Below are 18087 nucleotides of genomic sequence, written 5' to 3' on the forward strand. Positions count from 1 at the left end.
AAGATCAGCCGTCGGTTGCAAGCTGCCAGCGGCGCGGATTGCGGTACAGCCATTGGGCCAACAATTGCTTCGAACCCGGTTCACCGGACGCGCGTTCGAAGTGCCACTGGAGATGCGTGGGGACCCAGCTTGGGCCCCACGGCCAGGGGTCGAAGGGATCGCGCCCCAGCGTGCGTGCTAGCTTGGTCGAGTCGAGCGAGACGTCGCCGGCCCGGGGAGGGATCGGCCCGGCTTCGCGCCGCGGAATGCCCTGCAGCAGCCGCGGGTCGTAGCCGCCGACGCGGTTGACGATCTGGGCGATCTCGTACAGGCTCAGCCGCCGGGGGCCACCGGCATGGAACAGGCCGCCAAGATTGGGCCGCGCCAGGACTTCGGCGAACAGCTCGTTCATGCAGTCCGTGTACGTCGGCGTGCGGACCTCGTCGAAATACAGCGTCGCCGGGCGTCCGTGCTTGAAACGCGATTGAATCCAATCGATCGCCCCGGCATGGCCGTTGAAGCTGATGCCCATCGGCAGCGAAATGCGCAGGATGCAGGCCGTCGGGTCTGCCGCGCGAATCAGCTCCTCGGCGGCCGCCATCGTGTGGCCATAGACCGTTACCGGATCGGTCCAGTCGCTCTCGACGTGGCTGCCGCCGCGGGTGCCGGAATACACCAGGTCGATCGACAGGTGCACCAACCTCGCCGGCCACCGCGCCAGGGCCTCGAGCAAGTTCCTCACGCCCGCGACATTGATCCGCCACGCCATGTCGGGATTGAGCTCGCAGGGCTTCAGCGCACAATTACCGGCGCAATCGAGCACCGCGGCGAACCGATGTTTGTCGAACAGCTCCGCGACACCGGCCTCGTCCTCGGCGTCGCAGGCGACGATGCCCGGCCCGGCCAGCCGCCAGTTTTCTCGCTGGCGGATGCCGATCACCTGGCCGGGATAGAGTTGTTGGAAATAGTGAAAGGCGTTGTACCCGGCGACCCCGGCTACGCCGGTGATCAACAGCGGGAGCGGCGGCGGCGCAACCGGCGCGCAGCCCAGCGGCACGCCTCCCGGGGAGATCACGCGCGCGGCTCCTCGGCGATCATCGGCGTGCGCAGCGTGCCGATCTTGTCGATCGTGGCTTCGAGCACGTCGCCGGGCTTGAGATAGGTGCCCGTCGCGTTGCCGACGCCGCTGGGGGTGCCCGTCGAAATCATATCGCCCGGCTCGAGCGTGCAGATGCTCGAAATGAACTCGATCAGCGCCGCGACGGGAAAGATCATCTGGCCAGTCGTGGCGTTTTGTCTTACGTCGCCGTTCAAGGTGAGCTTCATCGCCAGCGCCTGGGGATCGCCGATCGCGTCGGCCGAAGTGACACAGGGGCCGCACGGGCAAAAGCCGTCGAACCACTTGCCGTGCAGCCAGTCGAAGAAGGCATCTTTTTCCCGCGTCACGCGGCCGGGATTCGGGCGGAACTTGCGGTTCGAAATGTCGTTGAACACGGTGTAACCGGCCACGTACTCGAGCGCTTCGGCCTCTTTGACGGCCTTGCACTTCCGGCCGATCACGACGCCCAGCTCCAATTCCCAATCGATCGTGGCCGGCGAGATGCTCGGAATCTGCACCGGCTTGCCCGGATCGGTCAGGGTCGTCGACGGCGGCTTCATGAAGAAATAAGGAAACGTCTGCGCGCGCTCGGTGGCGGTGCCGCCCCCTTCCTTGATGTGATCGGCGTAGTTGCCGGCCAGTAGGAACAGCTTGTTCGGCCGAGGAATCGGCGTGAGCAGCTCGACTTCGGCGGTCGGTATCCCCAGACCCTTGGTAACGGTGTCGGCGTTGTGCTCGACCCAGGCGGCCACTTTCCGTGCCAACGCGCGGCCCGAACCGTCCGGAAGCAGATAGGCGAGCAAGTCGCTCTGCTCGGCACCTTTCGGCAACGCGAGCTTGCCATGCGTGGCGTCGGCATGAACCTCGGCCGCGGCGATCAGCGGCACGATCTGTCGCTCGTCGTAGAAGCCAATCTCAACGGATCGAGCGGCAGCGTCGTCCGCGGAACCAGCACGGCGAAAACGGCAAAGTCGCATGGCTTGACTCAACGGGTTGGAGTTTCCGACGGTTTTCCCGGCCAGCCGACCAGGTACGGGAACTTGATCGGTGCCTTCTGAACCTTGATTGTGCCCAGGTCCCAGTGGTAGTCGGTCGTGCCGAGCGACTGGACCAATCGGCGCATTTCCTCAGGCGTGTAGGTGCGCAACTGCGAGACGAATCCGTCCCAGGTGATCAACAGCGGCAGGATCGGCACCAGGTAGGTGAAGACCAGCGCCGGCCACCGCAGCGGTCGCACCAGCGGCGTGAGCAACAAAACCATAATCGGGATCGTCAAGCTGCTCAACACGCCCACCCAGGAGTGCTCGGCAACCTCGAACACACAGATGGCACGGCGCTGCTGTACGGCCGCCGCCAGGATTTGGCGCGCCGGCTCCGGCCGGAAGTGATGAAATCCCCCGACTATGGTCCGCACGCCGGGCGGGTTGTCGCGCCAATGGCGGGCGTCGATCGGCCGGGGCTCGTAGCGTACGCCGTTTTCTGGCGAGTTGGCGAGGTGTGCCTGGGCCTCGGCATTCGGAAACAAATCGCTGAGCACGATCTGAAACTCCGGGCCCAGCCGCTGACGCAAACCAGGCACGAGGACGAGCATCGGTCCGCCGGCGCCGGAGCACAAATCGAGGACGTTCGTTTCGCCCGTGGCCTCGACCGCGGACACGATCTTGTCGGTCCACTCGGGCGGCAATTGGAGCACGCGGCGATAGCAGACCTCGAGGTAGCCGGTCATCGCGTCGCGCAGGAATCTCGGAAACCAAGGCAGGTCGGTAAATTCGAACAAGTGGCGCCGAGGCATCGCTGGAAAGCACTCGCATAGAGATGTTGCCGAGCGCTGAATGTAGCCGATTCAGACGCCGGCCAGACTCAGCAGCCGAGGAAGAATCGTCGCGGCCGTGCCGCGCAGCACGACGTCGCCCCTGGCGGCGTCCGGGTCGATCGTGATGATCGGCGCGCCGTGGGCGCGCGCCTCTTGCGGCAGTGACGCCGCGGGCCAGACCTCGCCCGAGGTGCCGACGATCAGCAGCAGGTCGCATTCGCGGACCGCGGCGAGCGCGTGCGACCAGGCCGGTTCAGCCATGGCTTCGCCAAAGAGTACCACGTTGGGACGGTAGATGCCTCGCACGTTGGCCCCGATCAGCTTGCGCAGCGCCAGCAGTGAGCGTGGCAACGCCAGCGAGCTGTCGAGCGCCGTTTGCAACGCGGCGACAATCCCGCGCAGCTCCTTCCGGGTCAGGCGCTTGACGAACTGTCCCTTGCGAGTGGTGATTTCCAGCAGCGAGCCGTGGATTTCATGGACTTGCCAACTGCCTGCCTCCTGGTGCAGGCCATCGATATTCTGGGTGACGATCGTAACCGACGAGTGTTTTTCGAGTTGCACCAGCGCGCGGTAGCCGGCATGCGGCTCGGCAGCCGCGATCGGGGCCAGGGCCGTCGCGAGGAATCGGACAAACTCCCGGGGACGCGTCGAGGCGGTGCGCAGCAGCCCGGCGAAGGTGGCAAACTGCTCCGGAGGGAATTCCTCCCACAGGCCACCGGCGTCGCGGAAAGTTGGAATGCCGGATTCGGCCGACATGCCGGCGCCGGTGAACACGACGATTTCCTGCGCGTTACGGACGAGCTCGGCTGCGCGCTGCAACCAGGTGTCAAGCTGGTTCATGGGCCGGGACGTCCGAAGAGCAAGGCGATTTGAAAGATCGCGGCCTGCATGAGCAGCAGCGCCACCAGCCAGCGCAGAGCGATGCGGCGGATGTGCTGGCGATGAGCCGACGTCAACTCAGGATCGAAGGGCGCGACCAGGTACACGGTACCGAAGAATCCACACGCCGACAAAAGGACGAACGAAGCCAGCACCGCGAGCAGTTCAAGCATGCCGGCCACTGCCGCCGCGCGGATGGCGCCGAGCATGGCCGCGGCCAGCGTGACCCCGGCCAGCAAGCGGAACATCGTGAACTGGCGCGGCGACGGTGGATGCATGATCGGGCAAGTCAATCCCGGCGCTCGGCCACCAGCGCGAGCGAGACGCCAAACGGCAGATCGAAGCGTTTGAGCAGGGCGAATTCCGCCCGCATGATGGCGTCGAATACCCGGTTGGTCCACGGTTCGCCGTGTTCGAAGGCCTCGAAGTCGCGGCCCCCGCGCGACAGCCGTAAAGTCCGCGCCGCGACCGCCAGCGGGAACAACAGCGTATTCCAATAAGTGGCCCGGCGCAGGCGAAAACCGTGCGCCTCGATCAGCCGCCGCGCCGAGCCGCGCGTGAAACGCCGAGCCGTCATCACGGCCTCGTCATGGGGGCTCGCGAGGAACTCGAACGCCGGCAACTCCAGAAAGATCGATCCGCCGGTGCGCAACACCCGGCGGAACTCGTCGAGCACGCGGCCCGGGTCGGGCACCCATTGATGGTAGAGCACGCTCGTCGAAACCACGGCGGCAAACGAGCCATCGTCAAAGGGCAACTGGGCGACGTCGGCCTGTCGGACGTTGGTCAACCCGCGCTGCCGGCAGAATTCCAAGGCGTCGGGCGAAAGATCGACGCCGACGTGTTGCAGCGGATTGCCGAGTTCGGCCAGGTTGCGGCCCGTACCACACCCGGCGTCGAGAATCGGCTCGGTACGCCAGCCGGGCAGGTAGCGGTCCAGATGGAAGAACAACACGCGGCGCAACTGGCGATACCACCAGTGCCGGTCCTCGACGCGATACATCGTGGCGTATTCGGCGGTGTTCACGTCGGCCTGGGCCGCGGGGTGCAATCGTAAAACACGGTGCGAAAAAACTGGTCGACGAGTTCCTCGCGGGCCGCGATGTGATAGTGGCGCTCGAGCGCCTCGCGATACTGCTGTTCGTCGCGAAAATGGTTCCCCTCGTCGAGCCATTCCAACGACCAGGCGACCGGCCGCCAGGGATTGATCGGGCGGATCGGGTCGGCAAAGTAGAGCCTGCCGCTGGGGCGCAGCACGCGGCCGATTTCGGTCAGGATGCGGTCGAGCGTCGCGTCGTCGACATGATGGCCGACGCTGAAGCACAGCACCGTATCGAACGTGGCGTCGGCAAATTCGAGCCGATCGCCCGGCATCTGCGCAAACGTGCCGGGACGTTCGGCCTGGCAATAGGCCACGTACTTGGGATTCGGATCGACGCCCGTGTAGTCATGGCCCGAGAAGGCAAAGCAGCCGCTGCCGCAGCCGACGTCGAGGATCTTGCCGGGAGGGCGCTGCGCATAGCGCCGCAACAGCAGGTCGCGGAGTGGGTAGGGGTCGCCGCCGGTGAGCAGTTGATAGCCGCGCGAAAAGCCTTCCTGAATCAGGTTGTAAAACGCGCCGCTCTTCATGGCGAGCTGCCGCGCTTAACGTAGCGCACCACGAATTGCGGAGTCCGCGACAGGTCGAGGAACATCCGGCCGAGATATTCGCCGATGACCCCCATGATGAACAGTTGCACGCCGGAGAAGAACACGATCGTGACCAGCACGGTGGGAATCCCGACGGTCAGGTTCTGCGTGATCCACAGCTTGTCGAGAATGATCACCAGCAGCAGCAAGGCGCTGACGCCCGCGGTCAAAACGCCGATCAAGGCGGCCAGGCGCAGCGGCAAGATGCTGAAATTGAGGAACATGTTCAGCCACAAGGCCACGAGCTTGCGCAGCGTATAGTTCGAACGCCCCTGCTCGCGGGCGTGGTGCTCGACGGTCAATTGGCCGATGTTCCGAGTCGAGCGCAGAATCAGCCCGTCGATGTAGGGGAAGGCACCCTGGTATTTGATGATCTCATCGACCAGGAATCGATTGAGCACTTTGAAGCTCGACAGGTACAAGTCCGGCGGCTTCTTGAGCATGACGTTGGCCAGCCGGTCGTTGAAGGCGCTCCCCAGGTTGCGAAACCAGGAGTGCTGCTTGACGGCATACCGGCCGTAGACCACGTCGTAGCCGCGCCGCTCGGCCTCGTCGCGCATGCGGACGATGTCGTCCGGGGCATGTTGGGCATCGTCGTCGAGGATGCCGACGTAGGCGCCCCGGGCATGGGTCAGGCCGCAAAGCACGGCGCTGTGCTCGCCGAAATTCCGCGCGAGGTGAACGAACACGACCGTCTCGGGGTGCGCCTCGGCGATCCGGCGGCAGACGGCTTCGCTGTCGTCGGGCGAACCGTCGTTGACCAGCACGACTTCAAAACTGCGGCCACGGCAGGTTTCGTGAATGCGCTCGACCAGGGGCCCAATCGAGGCGCTCCCGTTGTAGACGGGAATCACGAACGACAAGTCGATCACTAGACTCATGAAGCGTCGAGAGAGTGGGCCGGGCGACGAGAGCAGGTCCGGCGAATGACGGACCGGACGGCAAGCCTCCATCATATCACGGCAACCGGCATGGACCGACGCCCGGGACTTGCGCGGGATCGGGCCTTGAGGGATACTGGACCTGTTAGACGGGTTGCAACGTCTGGGACGCATTGGAACGGTGCGAGGCCGGAGGACATGTACGTGGCAAAGCGAGTTGCGGTTGGCCGAGTCGGCGTGGCGGCGTTATTGGGCTGGATGCTGGCCGCTCCTGTGTACGGCGAAGACCCGGCCGCCTGGACCAAAGCGAATCTCGATTCGCTGGTGAGCCTGTACCAGCACTTCCATCAACATCCCGAGTTGTCGTACCACGAGGAGCAGACCGCGGCGAAGCTGGCCGACGAATTGCGCCAAGTGGGTGCCGAGGTGACCACCGGCGTCGGCGGGCACGGTGTGGTGGGCGTGGCCCGCAATGGCGACGGGCCGACGCTCTTGATTCGCGCCGACATGGACGCCCTGCCCGTCACCGAAGAGACCGGGCTGGTCTATGCCTCAAAACAGCGCGCCACCGACGATGACGGAGGCGACGTGGGTGTGATGCACGCCTGCGGGCACGACATACACGTTACGACGCTGGTCGGCGTGGCCCGCTACCTGCTGGGGCACCGCGACGCGTGGCGCGGCACGGCCTTGTTCCTTTGCCAGCCGGCCGAAGAACGCGGCGGCGGGGCCAAGGCAATGCTCGACGACGGGCTGTTCCAACGATTCGGCAAACCGGACCTGGCCGTGGCTTTGCACGTCGATGCGACGCTGGCCGCCGGCAAGGTCGGCTATCGCGCGGGCTACACGCTCGCCAATGTCGACAGCGTCGATGTGACGCTGGTCGGCCGCGGCGGGCACGGTGCCTATCCGCATACGACGATCGATCCGATCGTCATGGCGGCCCGGCTGGTGCTCGATCTGCAAACGATCGTGAGTCGCGAAATCGAGCCCACGCAGCCGGCCGTGGTGACGGTCGGTTCGATTCACGGCGGCACGAAGCACAACGTGATCGGCGATCGCTGCCACTTGCAGATTACCTGCCGCAGCTATACCGACGAGGTGCGGCAGCATTTGCTCGATGCGATTGTCCGCAAGGCCCAGGCCACGGCTGCCGCAGCCGGGGCGCCCGAACCGGAGATCAAAGTTTCCGAAGGGACGCCCGCCATGTTCAACGACGAAAAGCTCGTCGAACGTGTCACGGCGAGCCTGCAACGGGCCCTCGGCAACGAGCAGGTCGTGCTGTCCGAGCAATCGATGGGTGGGGAAGACTTCAGCCAGTTCGGCCGAGCGGGCGTGCCGATCTGCATGTTTCGCCTGGGTTCGGTCGATGCCCAGCGTCTGGCCGGCTACGAACGGGTGAAACAGCCGCCGCCGTCGTTGCACTCGTCGCGGTATTACCCCGATGCGCCGCAGAGCTTGCAAACGGGCGTGACGGCCATGGCGTCGGTGGTGCTCGATCTGCTGCCGGTGGGGAACTAGCACCGTGCGCGGCAGCTCGGCCCGACATCCAGGTCCAACACCGCCTCCGACGGGCATCATCGTCGAGACGGCCGGCGCCGAGGTCGATCCCCACGGCTCGACCGACACGGCGCCCAACCTGGTAGACCCGTCGCCTGGCACGAAACACGCACGGGGCTCGAGCGTCGAGATGCGCCGGCCGCCGGTGCCGCTGCGCTGGCAGACGTGGCCGGCCGGCGACGAACCGGGCACGACGCTGATTTTGTTGCTGGTATTCCTGACCGTGGGCGGGGCCGTCGCGGTCGCCACGGCAAATCTCGGCTGGGGGCTCGTCGCGTTTGTCGCCGTGGCCCTGACGACCGCGCGCCATTGGACCACGACCAACTACGAGACCAACCGCGAAGGCCTGCAGATCGAGGCCTTTGGCCGCGTGCGGCGGCTGCGCTGGACGAACGTCCACGGCTGGTACGAAGGGCGGCGCGGCGTCTGGCTCATCGCTCCGCGTGCGCCGCTGCCTTGGGAATGGATCGGCGGCGTGTATCTCGCCTGGCCGGTCCACCGCGATGCTCTGCGGTCGACCCTAGGGCATTATCTCGGTCCGGCGAGCAAGTCGGTTAGCTCGCCTTGAAACACGCTACCTGGTGCGAGGTGCCTTCCAGCGGCGGTGGCGTCACCGTGCAGCGCGTTTCGGCGATCGGGCAGCGGTCGGCAAAAGGGCAACCGGGGTAGTGACGATCGGGCGACGGCACTTCGCCCCGCAGCACGATCCGCGAACGGCGCCGCTCGATGGCCGGATCGGGAATCGGCACGGCCGACAACAGGGCCTGCGTATAGGGGTGCCGTGGGTTGCGATAGAGCTCGTCGGCGTCGGCCACTTCGACGATCCGCCCCAGGTACATCACTGCCACGCGATCGGAGATGTGCCGTACCACGGCCAGGTCGTGTGCGATGAACACGTAGGCCAGGTTCAGTCGTCGCTGCAGATCGACGAGCAGGTTGATCACCTGGGCCTGGATCGAGACGTCGAGCGCCGAGACCGGTTCATCGCACAGGATCAGCCGCGGCTCGACGGCCAGGGCCCGGGCGATTCCGATCCGCTGCCGCTGTCCGCCGGAAAACTCGTGCGGGTAGCGATTCAGAAACCGCGGGTTCAGCCCCACGAGATCCATCAATCGCAAGACTTCCAGCTCGCGGCGCCGGCGATCATAGAGTCGAAAAATCTCCATCGGCTCGGCAATCGTGCGGCCGACGGTCATTCGCGGGTTGAGCGAAGCAAACGGGTCCTGAAAGATCATCTGGGCCACGCGACGATGGGGCAGCATGGCACCGTCGCCCAGACCCGTGATCGAGTGGCCGTCGAGCACGACAGTGCCGGAGGTCGGCCGCCCGAGGTTCAAAATGGCCCGGGCCGTGGTCGATTTGCCGCAACCGGATTCGCCGACGAGGCCCAAGGTCTGGCCCGGCTCGACGCGAAACGACACGCCGTCGACTGCGCGAATCACTCCCGTGCGGCGCCGGAAGAACGGGCCCCGGCGGAACGGGAAATGAACCCGCAGGTCGGTGACCTCCAACAGCGGGCGTGTGGCCGTGGGCGGGGCGGTGCTAATCATGCGTTGCTCCCGCGGCAGTGGGCGCCGTGATATCGACGTGGCAGGCAAAACGGCTGCCGTTGGGGCTCGCGACGAGTTGCGGCACGATCGTGGCGCACGTCTCGATTGCAAACGGGCAGCGCGGCCGGAATGCGCAGCCCGCCGGCAGATGGGCCAGATCGGGCGGTTGGCCGACGATTGGTTGCAGATCGTCGCGGCCGAGTTGATCGAGCCGGGGTACCGAGTTGAGCAACCCCAGCGTGTATGGATGTCGTGGGCGCGTGAACAGCTCGTCGACGCTGGCTTCCTCGACGAAGCGGCCCGCGTACATCACGTTGACGCGCTGGCAGACATTCGCGATCACGCCCAGGTCGTGCGTGATGAGGATGATGGCGGTGCCGCGCTCTTGCTGTAGAGCCTTCATCAATTCGAGGATTTGCGCCTGGATGGTGACATCGAGCGCGGTGGTCGGCTCGTCGGCGATCAGCAGGTCGGGCCCGCAGGCCAGCGCCATGGCGATCATCACGCGTTGACGCATGCCACCGGAAAACTGGTGCGGATAGTCGTGCACGCGGGTGGATGCGGCGGGAATGCCGACCCGTTCAAGCATTTCGATCGCGTGGGCCAGGGCCTGGCGGCGCGAGTGTCCGAGGTGGCGCTCGGTGATTTCGGTCAACTGGTCGGCGACGCTGAGAAACGGATTGAGCGACGTCATCGGGTCTTGAAAGACCATGGCGATTCGCCGTCCGCGGACGGCGGCAAGCTCGCGCGGCGCCAGGCTGAGCAAGTCGCGCCCCTGAAAACGCGCGGCGCCCTGTACCCGGCCGGGCGGCTGCGGAATCAGCCCCAGCAGCGCGAGGTTGGTCACCGACTTGCCCGATCCGGACTCGCCGACGATACCCAGCGTTTCGCCGGGCTCGATGGCAAAGGAGACTCCGTCGACGGCGCGCACCTGGCCGTCGTCGGTCTGAAACTCCACCTGCAGGTTTTCGACTTCGAGCAGCGGTGGCATACCGGTTCAGCGGTTCTTCAATCGCGGGTCGAGGGCATCGCGCAGCCCGTCGCCCAGGAAATTCAGGGCAAACAACGTCAGGGCCAGGGCCATGCCGGGAAACAGCACGAGCCACCAATAGATCTTCACGGCCGTGATGACGCGGATGCCCTCGTTGGCCAGGGCCCCCCAGCTCACGTCCGGCGATTGGACGCCCAGCCCGAGGAACGACAGCATGGCCTCGAAGAGCATGACGCGGGGAATCGTCAGCGTCAGGTAGACGATGATCACGCTGAGCAGATTGGGCACCAGGTGCCGGAAGATGATCCTTGCACGGCCGGCACCGATCGTGCGGGCCGCCTCGACGAATTGCTCGTTGCGCAACGAGATCACCTGGCCGCGGACTACGCGGGCCATCGTGAGCCAGTAGAACGCGCCGACCACGAAGAAGAACACCGCCATGCGGTCGAAGCCCCAGGTGGCCAGGCGCTGTTGCGTTTGTTCGGTGCTGAGGATCGTGATGATGAAGATCACCAGGAAGATGAAGGGGATCGAGTAGAAGATGTCGACCACGCGCATCATGACGTTGTCGGTCCGGCCGCCGAAGTAGCCGGAGATCGCGCCGTAGGTCACGCCGATGATGAGCGAAACCAACGTGGCAACGAGGCCCACGGCCAGCGAGACTCGCGCGCCCCACAGCACGCGGGCCAACAGGTCGCGGCCCAGTTCGTCGGTCCCGCAGATCGACGGCAGGCAGCGCGTGCCGAACACGGCCAGGCGCGTCGCCAGGAGCGCGCGGCTCAGCGGGCCGAGATCGCCGAAATAGAGATCGACCGCGGCGTCGTACCTGCGCTGCGACTCGGCCGGTTCGAGATCGGCGGGCACGTGGAACATCGGCAGCCGGTCGCCGGCGGCAGGCGCGAGCGTCGGCGGTGCAAAGGCCCGCGCCGTATCCGTGGCCCGTGGCGATTGCAGCGGCAGCGCGGGCGTGATCAAGGCCAGCAGCGAGACGATCGCCAAGATGGCCAGCGACAGCATGGCGACGCGATTGCGCCGCAGGCGGCGCCAGGCGTCTTGGCCCAAGGAGACGCCGCGAATCGCCTCGGCCTCGGCGAGCAAACGCTCGTACCGGGCCAGGTCGTGCTCGGCGGCGCCGGATCGCGGGGGTGAAGCAGGCAGGGTCGTCACGCGGCTACTCCAGCTTCACGCGCGGATCGAGCAGCGTGTAGGCCACGTCGACCAGCAGGTTCATCAGGCAGAGCAGCGCCGTATAGAGCAACACGAGCCCCATTGCCAGGGTGTAGTCGCGCTGCGTGGCCGATTGCACGAAATGAATGCCGAGCCCCGGGATCGCGAAGATCTGCTCGACAACGAGCGAGCCAGTGAGAATACCGGCGATCGCCGGACCGAGGAACGACACGACCGGCAGCAGCGCGCCCTTGAGCGCGTGGCGAAAGATCACCGTGCGCGGTAAGAGCCCCTTGGCATAGGCCGTGCGAATGTAGTCCTGGTTGAGCACGTCGAGCATGCCGGTTCGCGTCAGCCGGGCGATGTAGGCCGCGTAGGGTGCGCCCAGGCAGCAGCCGGGCAGGATCAAATGGCGAAACTCGCCCCAGCCCGCCGCCGGAAACAACGGCCAGACAAACACCAGCAGAATGATCGCCACGCTCGCCAGAACGAAGTCGGGCACGGCGATGCCGATCGTGGCCAGCGTCCGCAGCGACACGTCGATCCAGCCTTGGCGGCGCACCGCCGAGATGATGCCCACGCTCAGACCCAGCACCAGCGCGAACGACAGCGCCACGATGCCCAGCGAGGCGGAAATGGGAAATCCCTGGCCGATGATTTCGTTGACGCTGAAGTCGGCCATTTTGTAGCTGTAGCCCAAGTCCCCGCGCACGACGTTTGCCAGCTCGCGGAGATATTGCCGCGCAAGCGGTTCGTCGAGATGGTAACGGGCCTCGATATTGGCCCTGATCTCGGGTTCGAGCTGGCGCTCGGCGTCAAGCGGTCCGCCCGGCACGGCGCGCATCAGGAAGAACGAGATCGTAAACACGATCCACAGCGTCAACACGAGCCACAACGCGCGGCGCAGGAGGAAGGCCATCATCGGATGGAGTGCTCCTGCCAATATTTGGCCCGCGCCTCGGGATCGATCCACATGCCCACGAGCGGATGCACGTCCTGCACGTTCTCGAAAAAGCCGCGCAGGTAGGGGCGCACAATGTGGATGGTGACGTAGTAATAGACGGGCAGCACGGGCAGCTCGTCCATCAAGATGCGCTCGGCGGCATGCAACGTGGCCATCCGCTCCGCCGGATCGGCTTGGGTCGCGGCCAGGGCCAGCAGCCGGTCGTATTCCGCATTGCTCCAGCCGGTCTGGTTGTTGGGGCCGTCAGTGACGAACATATCGAGAAACGTGTTCGGATCGGGGTAATCGCCAATCCAGGCGGCGCGCGAGACCCAGTAGTCGAGCTGCCTGGTACGGGCCAGGTACGCGGCCCATTCGAGCTTCTGGGCGCGCACGCCGATGCCCAGCTCGCGCTTCCACTGGTCCTGGATCAACTCGGCAATGGCTTTGTGCGACTCGAGATCGTTGAACAAGATCTCGAAGGTCGGCGGAAATCCGCGCCCGTCGGGAAAGCCGGCCTCGGCCAGCAGGCGTCGGGACTCGTCGAGGTTTTCGTGCGGGCACTCGGCCTGCGTGTAGCCGGCGATGCCCGGCGGAACAAAGCTGTACGCGGGGATCTGGCCCGCGCGGGTCACGGTATCGACCACCGCGCGGCGATTGATCGCCAGGGCCAGCGCTCGCCGCACACGGACGTCGTTGAGCGGGGCCCGGGTCGTGTTCACGCGGTAGTAATAGATACCCAGGTAGGGTTGCGGATTGAAGTCGGGCCGTTTCTGCCGGAGCAACTCGGGCACGATCGTGGTCGGCACCTGTGGCACCCAATCGGCTTCGCCGGTGAGATAGAGATTGACGGCCGTGGCCGCCGAGGTGACGGCCAGCGCGTCCACCGTGCGAAAGTGGACTTCGTCGCGGTTCCAATAGTGCGGATTCTTGACCAGCCGAATCCGGTCCCGAATCCGGCGAAATTCCAGCAAATAGGGCCCGTTGTTCACGAGATTGCCCGGCTTGGTCCATGCCGGGTAGCCATGAGTTTCGATGCAGCGCCGATTGAGGGGCGACAGCGGGTAGAAGCCCATCAGGCTGAGAAAGTACGGCGTCGGGTGCTCGAGCTCGATCCGCACGACGCGCGGACCCTCGGCATGGATGCCCACGGCATCAAAGTCGAGTAGCACCCAGCGACAATCTTCAGTACCGGCGCCGCCCCCTTTTCGAAAACGGCGCTCTGCGCCCTCGATCTCGACGCGATAGGTCGCCGGCGCCGATGCCGCATCGTCCCCGGCCGGCGGCGCGGGCGATTCGATCGACAGCAGCTTGCCGTGCAACAACCGGCCTGCCGCATGAGGCAGCGCACCCGCGGGTTGCTCCAGCAGCTCGATCTCGACCGGGTCGCCGGGTGCTAGCTGCGAGGTGCTGAAGTCGCGCCCGCGCTTCACGTACCACAATTGATAGGCGTATTCGGCGCCGGTGCCCGGATGCAGAAAGCGGCGAAACGACCAGACAAAATCGTCGGCCGTCACGGGCGTGCCATCGGACCAAAGTGCGTCGTTGCGCAGGTAGAACCGGTAGGTGAGCTGGTCCGGCGAGATCTCCCAGCGCTCGGCGACCCCCGGGATCGGGTGCAGGTCTTTCGGATCCCAGCGCGTCAGCCCTTCGTACAGGCTCGAGACGATGCGGCCCTCGGGCTGGCCCGTGACGATGGCCGGATCGACGGTCTTGATCTCGGTTTCGTTACAGAAGGTGAAATCCGCCTGGGGGAGCGTGGCGAAACTGACGGCCCAGAGCATGGCCCCTGCCAGCATGGCGGCTGCCGCCGTGGGGACCAACGCTCGACCCATCCTCGTGACCCTCCGGGGCTTAGACTGCTTTTTGGGCGATGCGCCCGAACCAACGCAATCGTACCCCCTGGGTGCCGGGCGACAAAGGTCGCGCCGGTTTCGAGCAGCGACTGCAAACAATCGGTGGAAAATGGCTTCAAAGGCCGTGGAAAAGCAGTAGAATCGGCGGTGAGCGGTGGACCGGTTCTCGGTCTACTCGATTTCGGAGCAGGGTCGCTCACAGTTGCCCGTGTTCTGACTGGACCGTGTTCTGCGGTCCGAACGAGTGCCGCTCGTGCGATCGTCCGTACTGGCTCGCCGCCGGCGAGCGAGGAAGGCGTACCTCGTCTCATTTCGCACTAAGGATGCTTGAATCGCCATGATTACAAAGCTCGAGGTGGTCGACGCTCCCGAAGTCGACATCACGCCCGTCGCCGAACCCGCGGTCAAAGACCTGGTGACGGTGTTCAAGCTTTTGTCGGATGAAACGCGGCTGCGCATCGTGATCCTGTTGTCGAACGTGCGTGAGATGCACGTCCGCGCCTTGTGCGAGCTGTTGCGGCAAAGCCAGCCGGCAGTGAGCCATCACCTGGCACTGTTGCGCGTGGCCGGGCTGATCGAGTGCCGGCGCGAGGGCAAACACAACTTTTACCGCGTCGTGCGGCAACGGATTCCGTCGCTCCTCGATGCCGTGTTCGCACAGGTTCCGGCAGCGCACCGCTCGATCCGCTTTGCAGACTACGTGCTGTCGTATCGGCCCGAGGCCGTGGCCGAGTTGGTCTAGTCGTAGCTCAACGGTAGATGCCGTTGACCAGCCGGCGCGCCAGTTCTTCGGCCAGGTCTTCGCCGAGCAGGGCGGTGGCCTGGTCGGCGCTCGACGCGCGGGCACCGGGCTTTCCTGTCGAGCGGGCCTGATCGGCCAATTGGCGCAACTGCGCCAACAGGGGCGAGCTGCACAGCGGAAAATCGATCGCGATTTGGTGCAACTTGTCGTTCGGTCCGCGGTAGACGACCGACAACACGGTCACGGGCGAAATCTTGCCGCTGTCGCGTTGGATTGGCAGGGATACAAAGCGGATCGCGACCGGATGGCCGAAGTCGTGTTCGACGGGCGAAAGCCAGACGCGACAGTCACTATCGGGATGCAGATTCTCGCCGGCGAAATCGACGGCATAGTGTCCGTCGTGGCGTTTCAGGACGGCGATGACGCGGCCTACCAGCGTCTTGCGCGAGCCGTATTCCGCAGGGCGGTCGAACGTGTCAAGCGCGCCGCCGGGAAGCACGTCGGCGATGATTTCCGCCGCAGGGACTTCGCGCTGGGCAACGATGCGATCGATCTGACCGGCACTGGCCGGCGCGGCCAAGCGCGCGACGAACAATTGCGCGGGCGCGTCGGCCTGGCCCGATACCAGCCCGACGAGTAGGTGGGCCTTCGCTCCGTCCTCGTAGTCGAGCCACTGCCACGCGCGTCCCGCGTCGCTGGGCACGCACGGAAAGATCCCCGCCAGCGCGGGTGCGTCGACGCCCGACTTGAGTTGCAACGCCTGGCCATCGGCCAGCGCAGGGCCCTGGCGGAAACTACCGAGCAGGTCCGCGTTGGGATCAGGCAAGACGAAGACGTACTTGGGGACCAGGTTGAGCCGCTGATCGGGATCGAGGAATGCATCGCTGGATTGCCGCTGCCAGTAAGTCTCGCCGCCGACGCTGCGGGCATGAACCAACGGCGGGTTCCATTCCTGCGGCGCGGTCGACGCGATTTCGCCCTCTGCTGGCGCGTCCTCGGCAACGACCACTTCGTCCTCGGCCACCACTGCCTCGTCTTGCGCACGGGCCCAGGGGCTGGCGGGCAACGTCAGCGCTGCCGTCATCAGTCCAGCGGCAAGCCAGGGGCATGCCCTCTTCACACTACGAGCCATACAGCGCCTCATGACGATCGTTTTCTGGTGAAGAACCAAGGGCCGGGCGGTCAAACGTGGGGCCGGCGTATCGATAGGCCAGATTGACAGCACTCGCGGCCCGCGCCAAGCGGCCCATGCTGGACGGCCACTTGAGGAGCAACCACAATGCTCGCTCATCCGTATGGGGCAAGAAACGAGCCGGGGCGCGCGATGGAAGGTGCAATGGTGAAGTGGCGCTGGTTGGCGGTGGGTGTTTTCACATTGCTGGGCGGCTGGGCACGTCCGGGCCTGGCCGGGGCCGAGACGGTCTGGTTTGCCAAGATGCTGCGGACGGTCCCGGTTACGGACGCCGAGTTGCAGACCGCGCATGCGGCCAGCACGAATGCCACGGTGCAGGTGGCCACTGGCGAGCCGATGATCGAGGACGATTTTTCTGGACACGTGGTCCACGAGGTGAATGTCAAGGAAGGCGGCAAGCCGGTCCGCAAGAAGTTGGAATTTGACTACTCACGCTTACCGGTGGCTGCGTATGGCATGCAACTGCGGCCCGAGGACGAAGCCAACCTGCCGAGCGTGAGCAAGTCGCGGATCTTGAGGAAGGTCAACGGCAACTACATCAGCCTGCAGGTGCGGGTGCTGCGCGACCGATCGACGGGGGCCATCTATCTCTATTCGAAGCCCTATGCCGCGGTGGGCGCCTACGAGGGTGATTCGTTCTCCCAGGAGTTCGCGCCGTTAATGGAAGACTCGATGCGCGAGGTCCGCGGCTTGGGCCTGTTCGTCAAGGCGGGAACCAAGCCTGCAGCGGAGGCGTTTCGCACGTTCGTCGCCTCGACCCGCAACACGATCATGGAGCTGCCGCCCGACGGTGGCCAGCCGACGTTTTACGAGAGCTACGAATTGATCCTGGTGCGAGCCCGCGTCGAGGGCGAGCAGGTGACCTTGCATTGCGTAGGGACGAGCGACGGCCGCACGGTCTTTCAATACATCAAGGCCTACAGCCCGCCCGCGGCGCCGAGCGATTGCAGCATGAACAGCACGATTCACTTCACCGAATACACGCTCGCCAAGCAGTCGCCGACGAAAAAGGCCCTGCTGGGCGTCAAATTCAACACGCGCGCGGCAGTGCCGGTGGCCAAAGTCGAGGCGTACCTCAAGTCGCAGGGCATCGAGGGCACCGCGTTCGAGAATCTGACCGAGGCGCTCGATGCCCTGATCGACGGGGCCGTGCAGTGAGCGGGGGCGCCCAGTGAGCGCGCAAGACGACGACGGTCCGCTCCAAGCACGCCACAAACCGCCGAGCAATTTGGAGCGGCCGCGCGAGTTGGTCATCGCCTGTGCGCCGTTGCGGAGCAACGTCAATCTTTCGCGCATCCTGCGCACCGCGGGCTGTTGTGGCGTCGAACGGGTGATTGCCTGCGGCGCGGTCAAAGTGGTCGACAAGATTGCTCGCGACGCGGCCACGACCGTCCATGTCGAAGTGCACCGCACTTTGTTGCCGCAGCTCGCGCGGCTGCGGGCCGATGGCTTCCGGTTGGCCGCCTTGGAGCAGGCCGAAAACTCGGTGAGCCTGCACCACTACGCGTTCGAGCGCCGCACGGCCCTGATCCTGGGTAACGAGCGGGAAGGCCTCGACGCGGATGTGTTGCGCCAGGTGCACGACATCGTCGAGATTCCCGTTTACGGGCTGCCCTATGCTTATAACGTGGCCACGGCCGCGGCGATGGCGATGTACGAGTATTGCCGGCAGTTCCCACGGGGTTGAGCTGAACCGGGGCTCGGGCGTTTCACCGGCTCCCTTGACCGCTACGCCAGGGGGTCTAG

Annotated in this window: 19 protein-coding genes; 5 read left to right on the plus strand and 14 right to left on the minus strand. The window is 65.4% G+C overall.

Annotation, left to right across the window (positions count from 1 at the left end; all coding sequences use genetic code 11):
• Nucleotides 1–4: 4 nt before the first annotated feature.
• Genes K1X74_17530 through K1X74_17565 form a run of 8 tightly spaced genes read right to left on the minus strand, consistent with a single transcriptional unit; the run spans nt 5 to nt 6340 of the window.
• A complete protein-coding gene (locus K1X74_17530; protein MBX7168141.1) occupies nt 5–1036 on the minus strand; it encodes a sugar nucleotide-binding protein in 1032 nt (343 codons plus the stop codon).
• Nucleotides 1037–1050: 14 nt separating this feature from the next.
• Nucleotides 1051–2055 carry a fumarylacetoacetate hydrolase family protein gene (locus K1X74_17535; GenBank protein ID MBX7168142.1) on the minus strand — a complete coding sequence of 335 codons (1005 nt, stop codon included), beginning with the start codon at nt 2053–2055 and terminating at the stop codon, nt 1051–1053.
• 8 nt (nt 2056–2063) lie between these two features.
• Nucleotides 2064–2870 carry a class I SAM-dependent methyltransferase gene (locus K1X74_17540; protein MBX7168143.1) on the minus strand — a complete coding sequence of 269 codons (807 nt, stop codon included), beginning with the start codon at nt 2868–2870 and terminating at the stop codon, nt 2064–2066.
• A gap of 51 nt (nt 2871–2921) precedes the next feature.
• A complete protein-coding gene (locus K1X74_17545) occupies nt 2922–3731 on the minus strand; it encodes a hypothetical protein (protein ID MBX7168144.1) in 810 nt (269 codons plus the stop codon).
• Nucleotides 3728–4048, minus strand: a complete 321-nt coding sequence (locus K1X74_17550; GenBank protein MBX7168145.1) for a hypothetical protein — start codon at nt 4046–4048, stop codon at nt 3728–3730. The genes K1X74_17545 and K1X74_17550 overlap by 4 nt, the downstream gene beginning before the upstream one ends.
• Before the next feature lie 11 nt (nt 4049–4059).
• Complete coding sequence (locus K1X74_17555; protein ID MBX7168146.1) at nt 4060–4797, minus strand: class I SAM-dependent methyltransferase; 738 nt, start codon at nt 4795–4797, stop codon at nt 4060–4062.
• The gene (locus tag K1X74_17560) at nt 4794–5399 is read right to left on the minus strand and encodes a class I SAM-dependent methyltransferase (GenBank protein MBX7168147.1); all 606 of its coding nucleotides are present in this window, start codon (nt 5397–5399) and stop codon (nt 4794–4796) included. Before K1X74_17560 ends, K1X74_17555 begins: the two co-directional genes overlap by 4 nt.
• Entirely contained in the window at nt 5396–6340 is a 945-nt protein-coding gene (locus tag K1X74_17565) for a glycosyltransferase family 2 protein (GenBank protein ID MBX7168148.1), read from the minus strand. The genes K1X74_17560 and K1X74_17565 overlap by 4 nt, the downstream gene beginning before the upstream one ends.
• A 198-nt stretch (nt 6341–6538) precedes the next feature.
• On the opposite strand from K1X74_17565, the gene K1X74_17570 reads away from it, so the two are divergent.
• Together K1X74_17570 and K1X74_17575 are read left to right on the plus strand one after the other, a co-directional pair.
• The gene (locus tag K1X74_17570) at nt 6539–7861 is read left to right on the plus strand and encodes an amidohydrolase (GenBank protein ID MBX7168149.1); all 1323 of its coding nucleotides are present in this window, start codon (nt 6539–6541) and stop codon (nt 7859–7861) included.
• A 4-nt stretch (nt 7862–7865) separates the two neighbouring features.
• Nucleotides 7866–8468 carry a hypothetical protein gene (locus K1X74_17575; protein MBX7168150.1) on the plus strand — a complete coding sequence of 201 codons (603 nt, stop codon included), beginning with the start codon at nt 7866–7868 and terminating at the stop codon, nt 8466–8468.
• Here K1X74_17575 and K1X74_17580 read toward each other — a convergent pair.
• The 5 genes from K1X74_17580 to K1X74_17600 are packed head-to-tail and all read right to left on the minus strand — an operon-like array spanning nt 8455 to nt 14386.
• Nucleotides 8455–9450 (minus strand): ATP-binding cassette domain-containing protein, encoded by a 996-nt coding sequence (locus tag K1X74_17580; protein ID MBX7168151.1) that lies wholly within the window; start codon nt 9448–9450, stop codon nt 8455–8457. The genes K1X74_17575 and K1X74_17580 overlap by 14 nt on opposite strands.
• Nucleotides 9443–10441 (minus strand): ABC transporter ATP-binding protein, encoded by a 999-nt coding sequence (locus K1X74_17585; GenBank protein ID MBX7168152.1) that lies wholly within the window; start codon nt 10439–10441, stop codon nt 9443–9445. The genes K1X74_17580 and K1X74_17585 overlap by 8 nt, the downstream gene beginning before the upstream one ends.
• A gap of 6 nt (nt 10442–10447) precedes the next feature.
• Nucleotides 10448–11599: an ABC transporter permease gene (locus K1X74_17590; protein MBX7168153.1), complete on the minus strand. Its 1152-nt coding sequence runs from the start codon at nt 11597–11599 to the stop codon at nt 10448–10450.
• Between the two features lie 13 nt (nt 11600–11612).
• Nucleotides 11613–12530, minus strand: coding sequence for an ABC transporter permease (locus K1X74_17595; GenBank protein MBX7168154.1), 918 nt, complete (start codon nt 12528–12530; stop codon nt 11613–11615).
• Complete coding sequence (locus K1X74_17600; GenBank protein ID MBX7168155.1) at nt 12527–14386, minus strand: peptide ABC transporter substrate-binding protein; 1860 nt, start codon at nt 14384–14386, stop codon at nt 12527–12529. Before K1X74_17600 ends, K1X74_17595 begins: the two co-directional genes overlap by 4 nt.
• Before the next feature lie 358 nt (nt 14387–14744).
• Here K1X74_17600 and K1X74_17605 point away from each other — a divergent pair, with 358 nt between their 5' ends.
• On the plus strand, nt 14745–15149 hold the full coding sequence (locus tag K1X74_17605) for a metalloregulator ArsR/SmtB family transcription factor (GenBank protein ID MBX7168156.1): 405 nt from the start codon (nt 14745–14747) through the stop codon (nt 15147–15149).
• Nucleotides 15150–15156: 7 nt separating this feature from the next.
• Here the strand turns inward: K1X74_17605 and K1X74_17610 are convergent, their stop codons facing one another.
• Nucleotides 15157–16281 carry a hypothetical protein gene (locus K1X74_17610; protein MBX7168157.1) on the minus strand — a complete coding sequence of 375 codons (1125 nt, stop codon included), beginning with the start codon at nt 16279–16281 and terminating at the stop codon, nt 15157–15159.
• A gap of 192 nt (nt 16282–16473) precedes the next feature.
• On the opposite strand from K1X74_17610, the gene K1X74_17615 reads away from it, so the two are divergent.
• Both K1X74_17615 and K1X74_17620 read left to right on the plus strand, forming a co-directional pair.
• Nucleotides 16474–17499: a hypothetical protein gene (locus K1X74_17615; protein MBX7168158.1), complete on the plus strand. Its 1026-nt coding sequence runs from the start codon at nt 16474–16476 to the stop codon at nt 17497–17499.
• A 13-nt stretch (nt 17500–17512) separates the two neighbouring features.
• Nucleotides 17513–18028, plus strand: coding sequence for an RNA methyltransferase (locus K1X74_17620; GenBank protein MBX7168159.1), 516 nt, complete (start codon nt 17513–17515; stop codon nt 18026–18028).
• Nucleotides 18029–18087: the final 59 nt, after the last annotated feature.

The organism is Pirellulales bacterium (assembly GCA_019694435.1).
Taxonomy (GTDB): domain Bacteria; phylum Planctomycetota; class Planctomycetia; order Pirellulales; family JAEUIK01; genus JAIBBZ01.

Bases quoted from the DNA above. Each gene is read 5' to 3' on its own strand.
- K1X74_17535 (MBX7168142.1), bottom strand. From the start codon at position 2,055: ATGCGACTTTGCCGTTTTCGCCGTGCTGGTTCCGCGGACGACGCTGCC.
- K1X74_17540 (MBX7168143.1), bottom strand. From the start codon at position 2,870: ATGCCTCGGCGCCACTTGTTCGAATTTACCGACCTGCCTTGGTTTCCG.
- K1X74_17545 (MBX7168144.1), bottom strand. From the start codon at position 3,731: ATGAACCAGCTTGACACCTGGTTGCAGCGCGCAGCCGAGCTCGTCCGT.
- K1X74_17550 (MBX7168145.1), bottom strand. From the start codon at position 4,048: ATGCATCCACCGTCGCCGCGCCAGTTCACGATGTTCCGCTTGCTGGCC.
- K1X74_17560 (MBX7168147.1), bottom strand. From the start codon at position 5,399: ATGAAGAGCGGCGCGTTTTACAACCTGATTCAGGAAGGCTTTTCGCGC.
- K1X74_17565 (MBX7168148.1), bottom strand. From the start codon at position 6,340: ATGAGTCTAGTGATCGACTTGTCGTTCGTGATTCCCGTCTACAACGGG.
- K1X74_17570 (MBX7168149.1), top strand. From the start codon at position 6,539: ATGTACGTGGCAAAGCGAGTTGCGGTTGGCCGAGTCGGCGTGGCGGCG.
- K1X74_17580 (MBX7168151.1), bottom strand. From the start codon at position 9,450: ATGATTAGCACCGCCCCGCCCACGGCCACACGCCCGCTGTTGGAGGTC.
- K1X74_17585 (MBX7168152.1), bottom strand. From the start codon at position 10,441: ATGCCACCGCTGCTCGAAGTCGAAAACCTGCAGGTGGAGTTTCAGACC.
- K1X74_17595 (MBX7168154.1), bottom strand. From the start codon at position 12,530: ATGATGGCCTTCCTCCTGCGCCGCGCGTTGTGGCTCGTGTTGACGCTG.
- K1X74_17600 (MBX7168155.1), bottom strand. From the start codon at position 14,386: ATGGGTCGAGCGTTGGTCCCCACGGCGGCAGCCGCCATGCTGGCAGGG.
- K1X74_17605 (MBX7168156.1), top strand. From the start codon at position 14,745: ATGATTACAAAGCTCGAGGTGGTCGACGCTCCCGAAGTCGACATCACG.
- K1X74_17610 (MBX7168157.1), bottom strand. From the start codon at position 16,281: ATGGCTCGTAGTGTGAAGAGGGCATGCCCCTGGCTTGCCGCTGGACTG.
- K1X74_17615 (MBX7168158.1), top strand. From the start codon at position 16,474: ATGGAAGGTGCAATGGTGAAGTGGCGCTGGTTGGCGGTGGGTGTTTTC.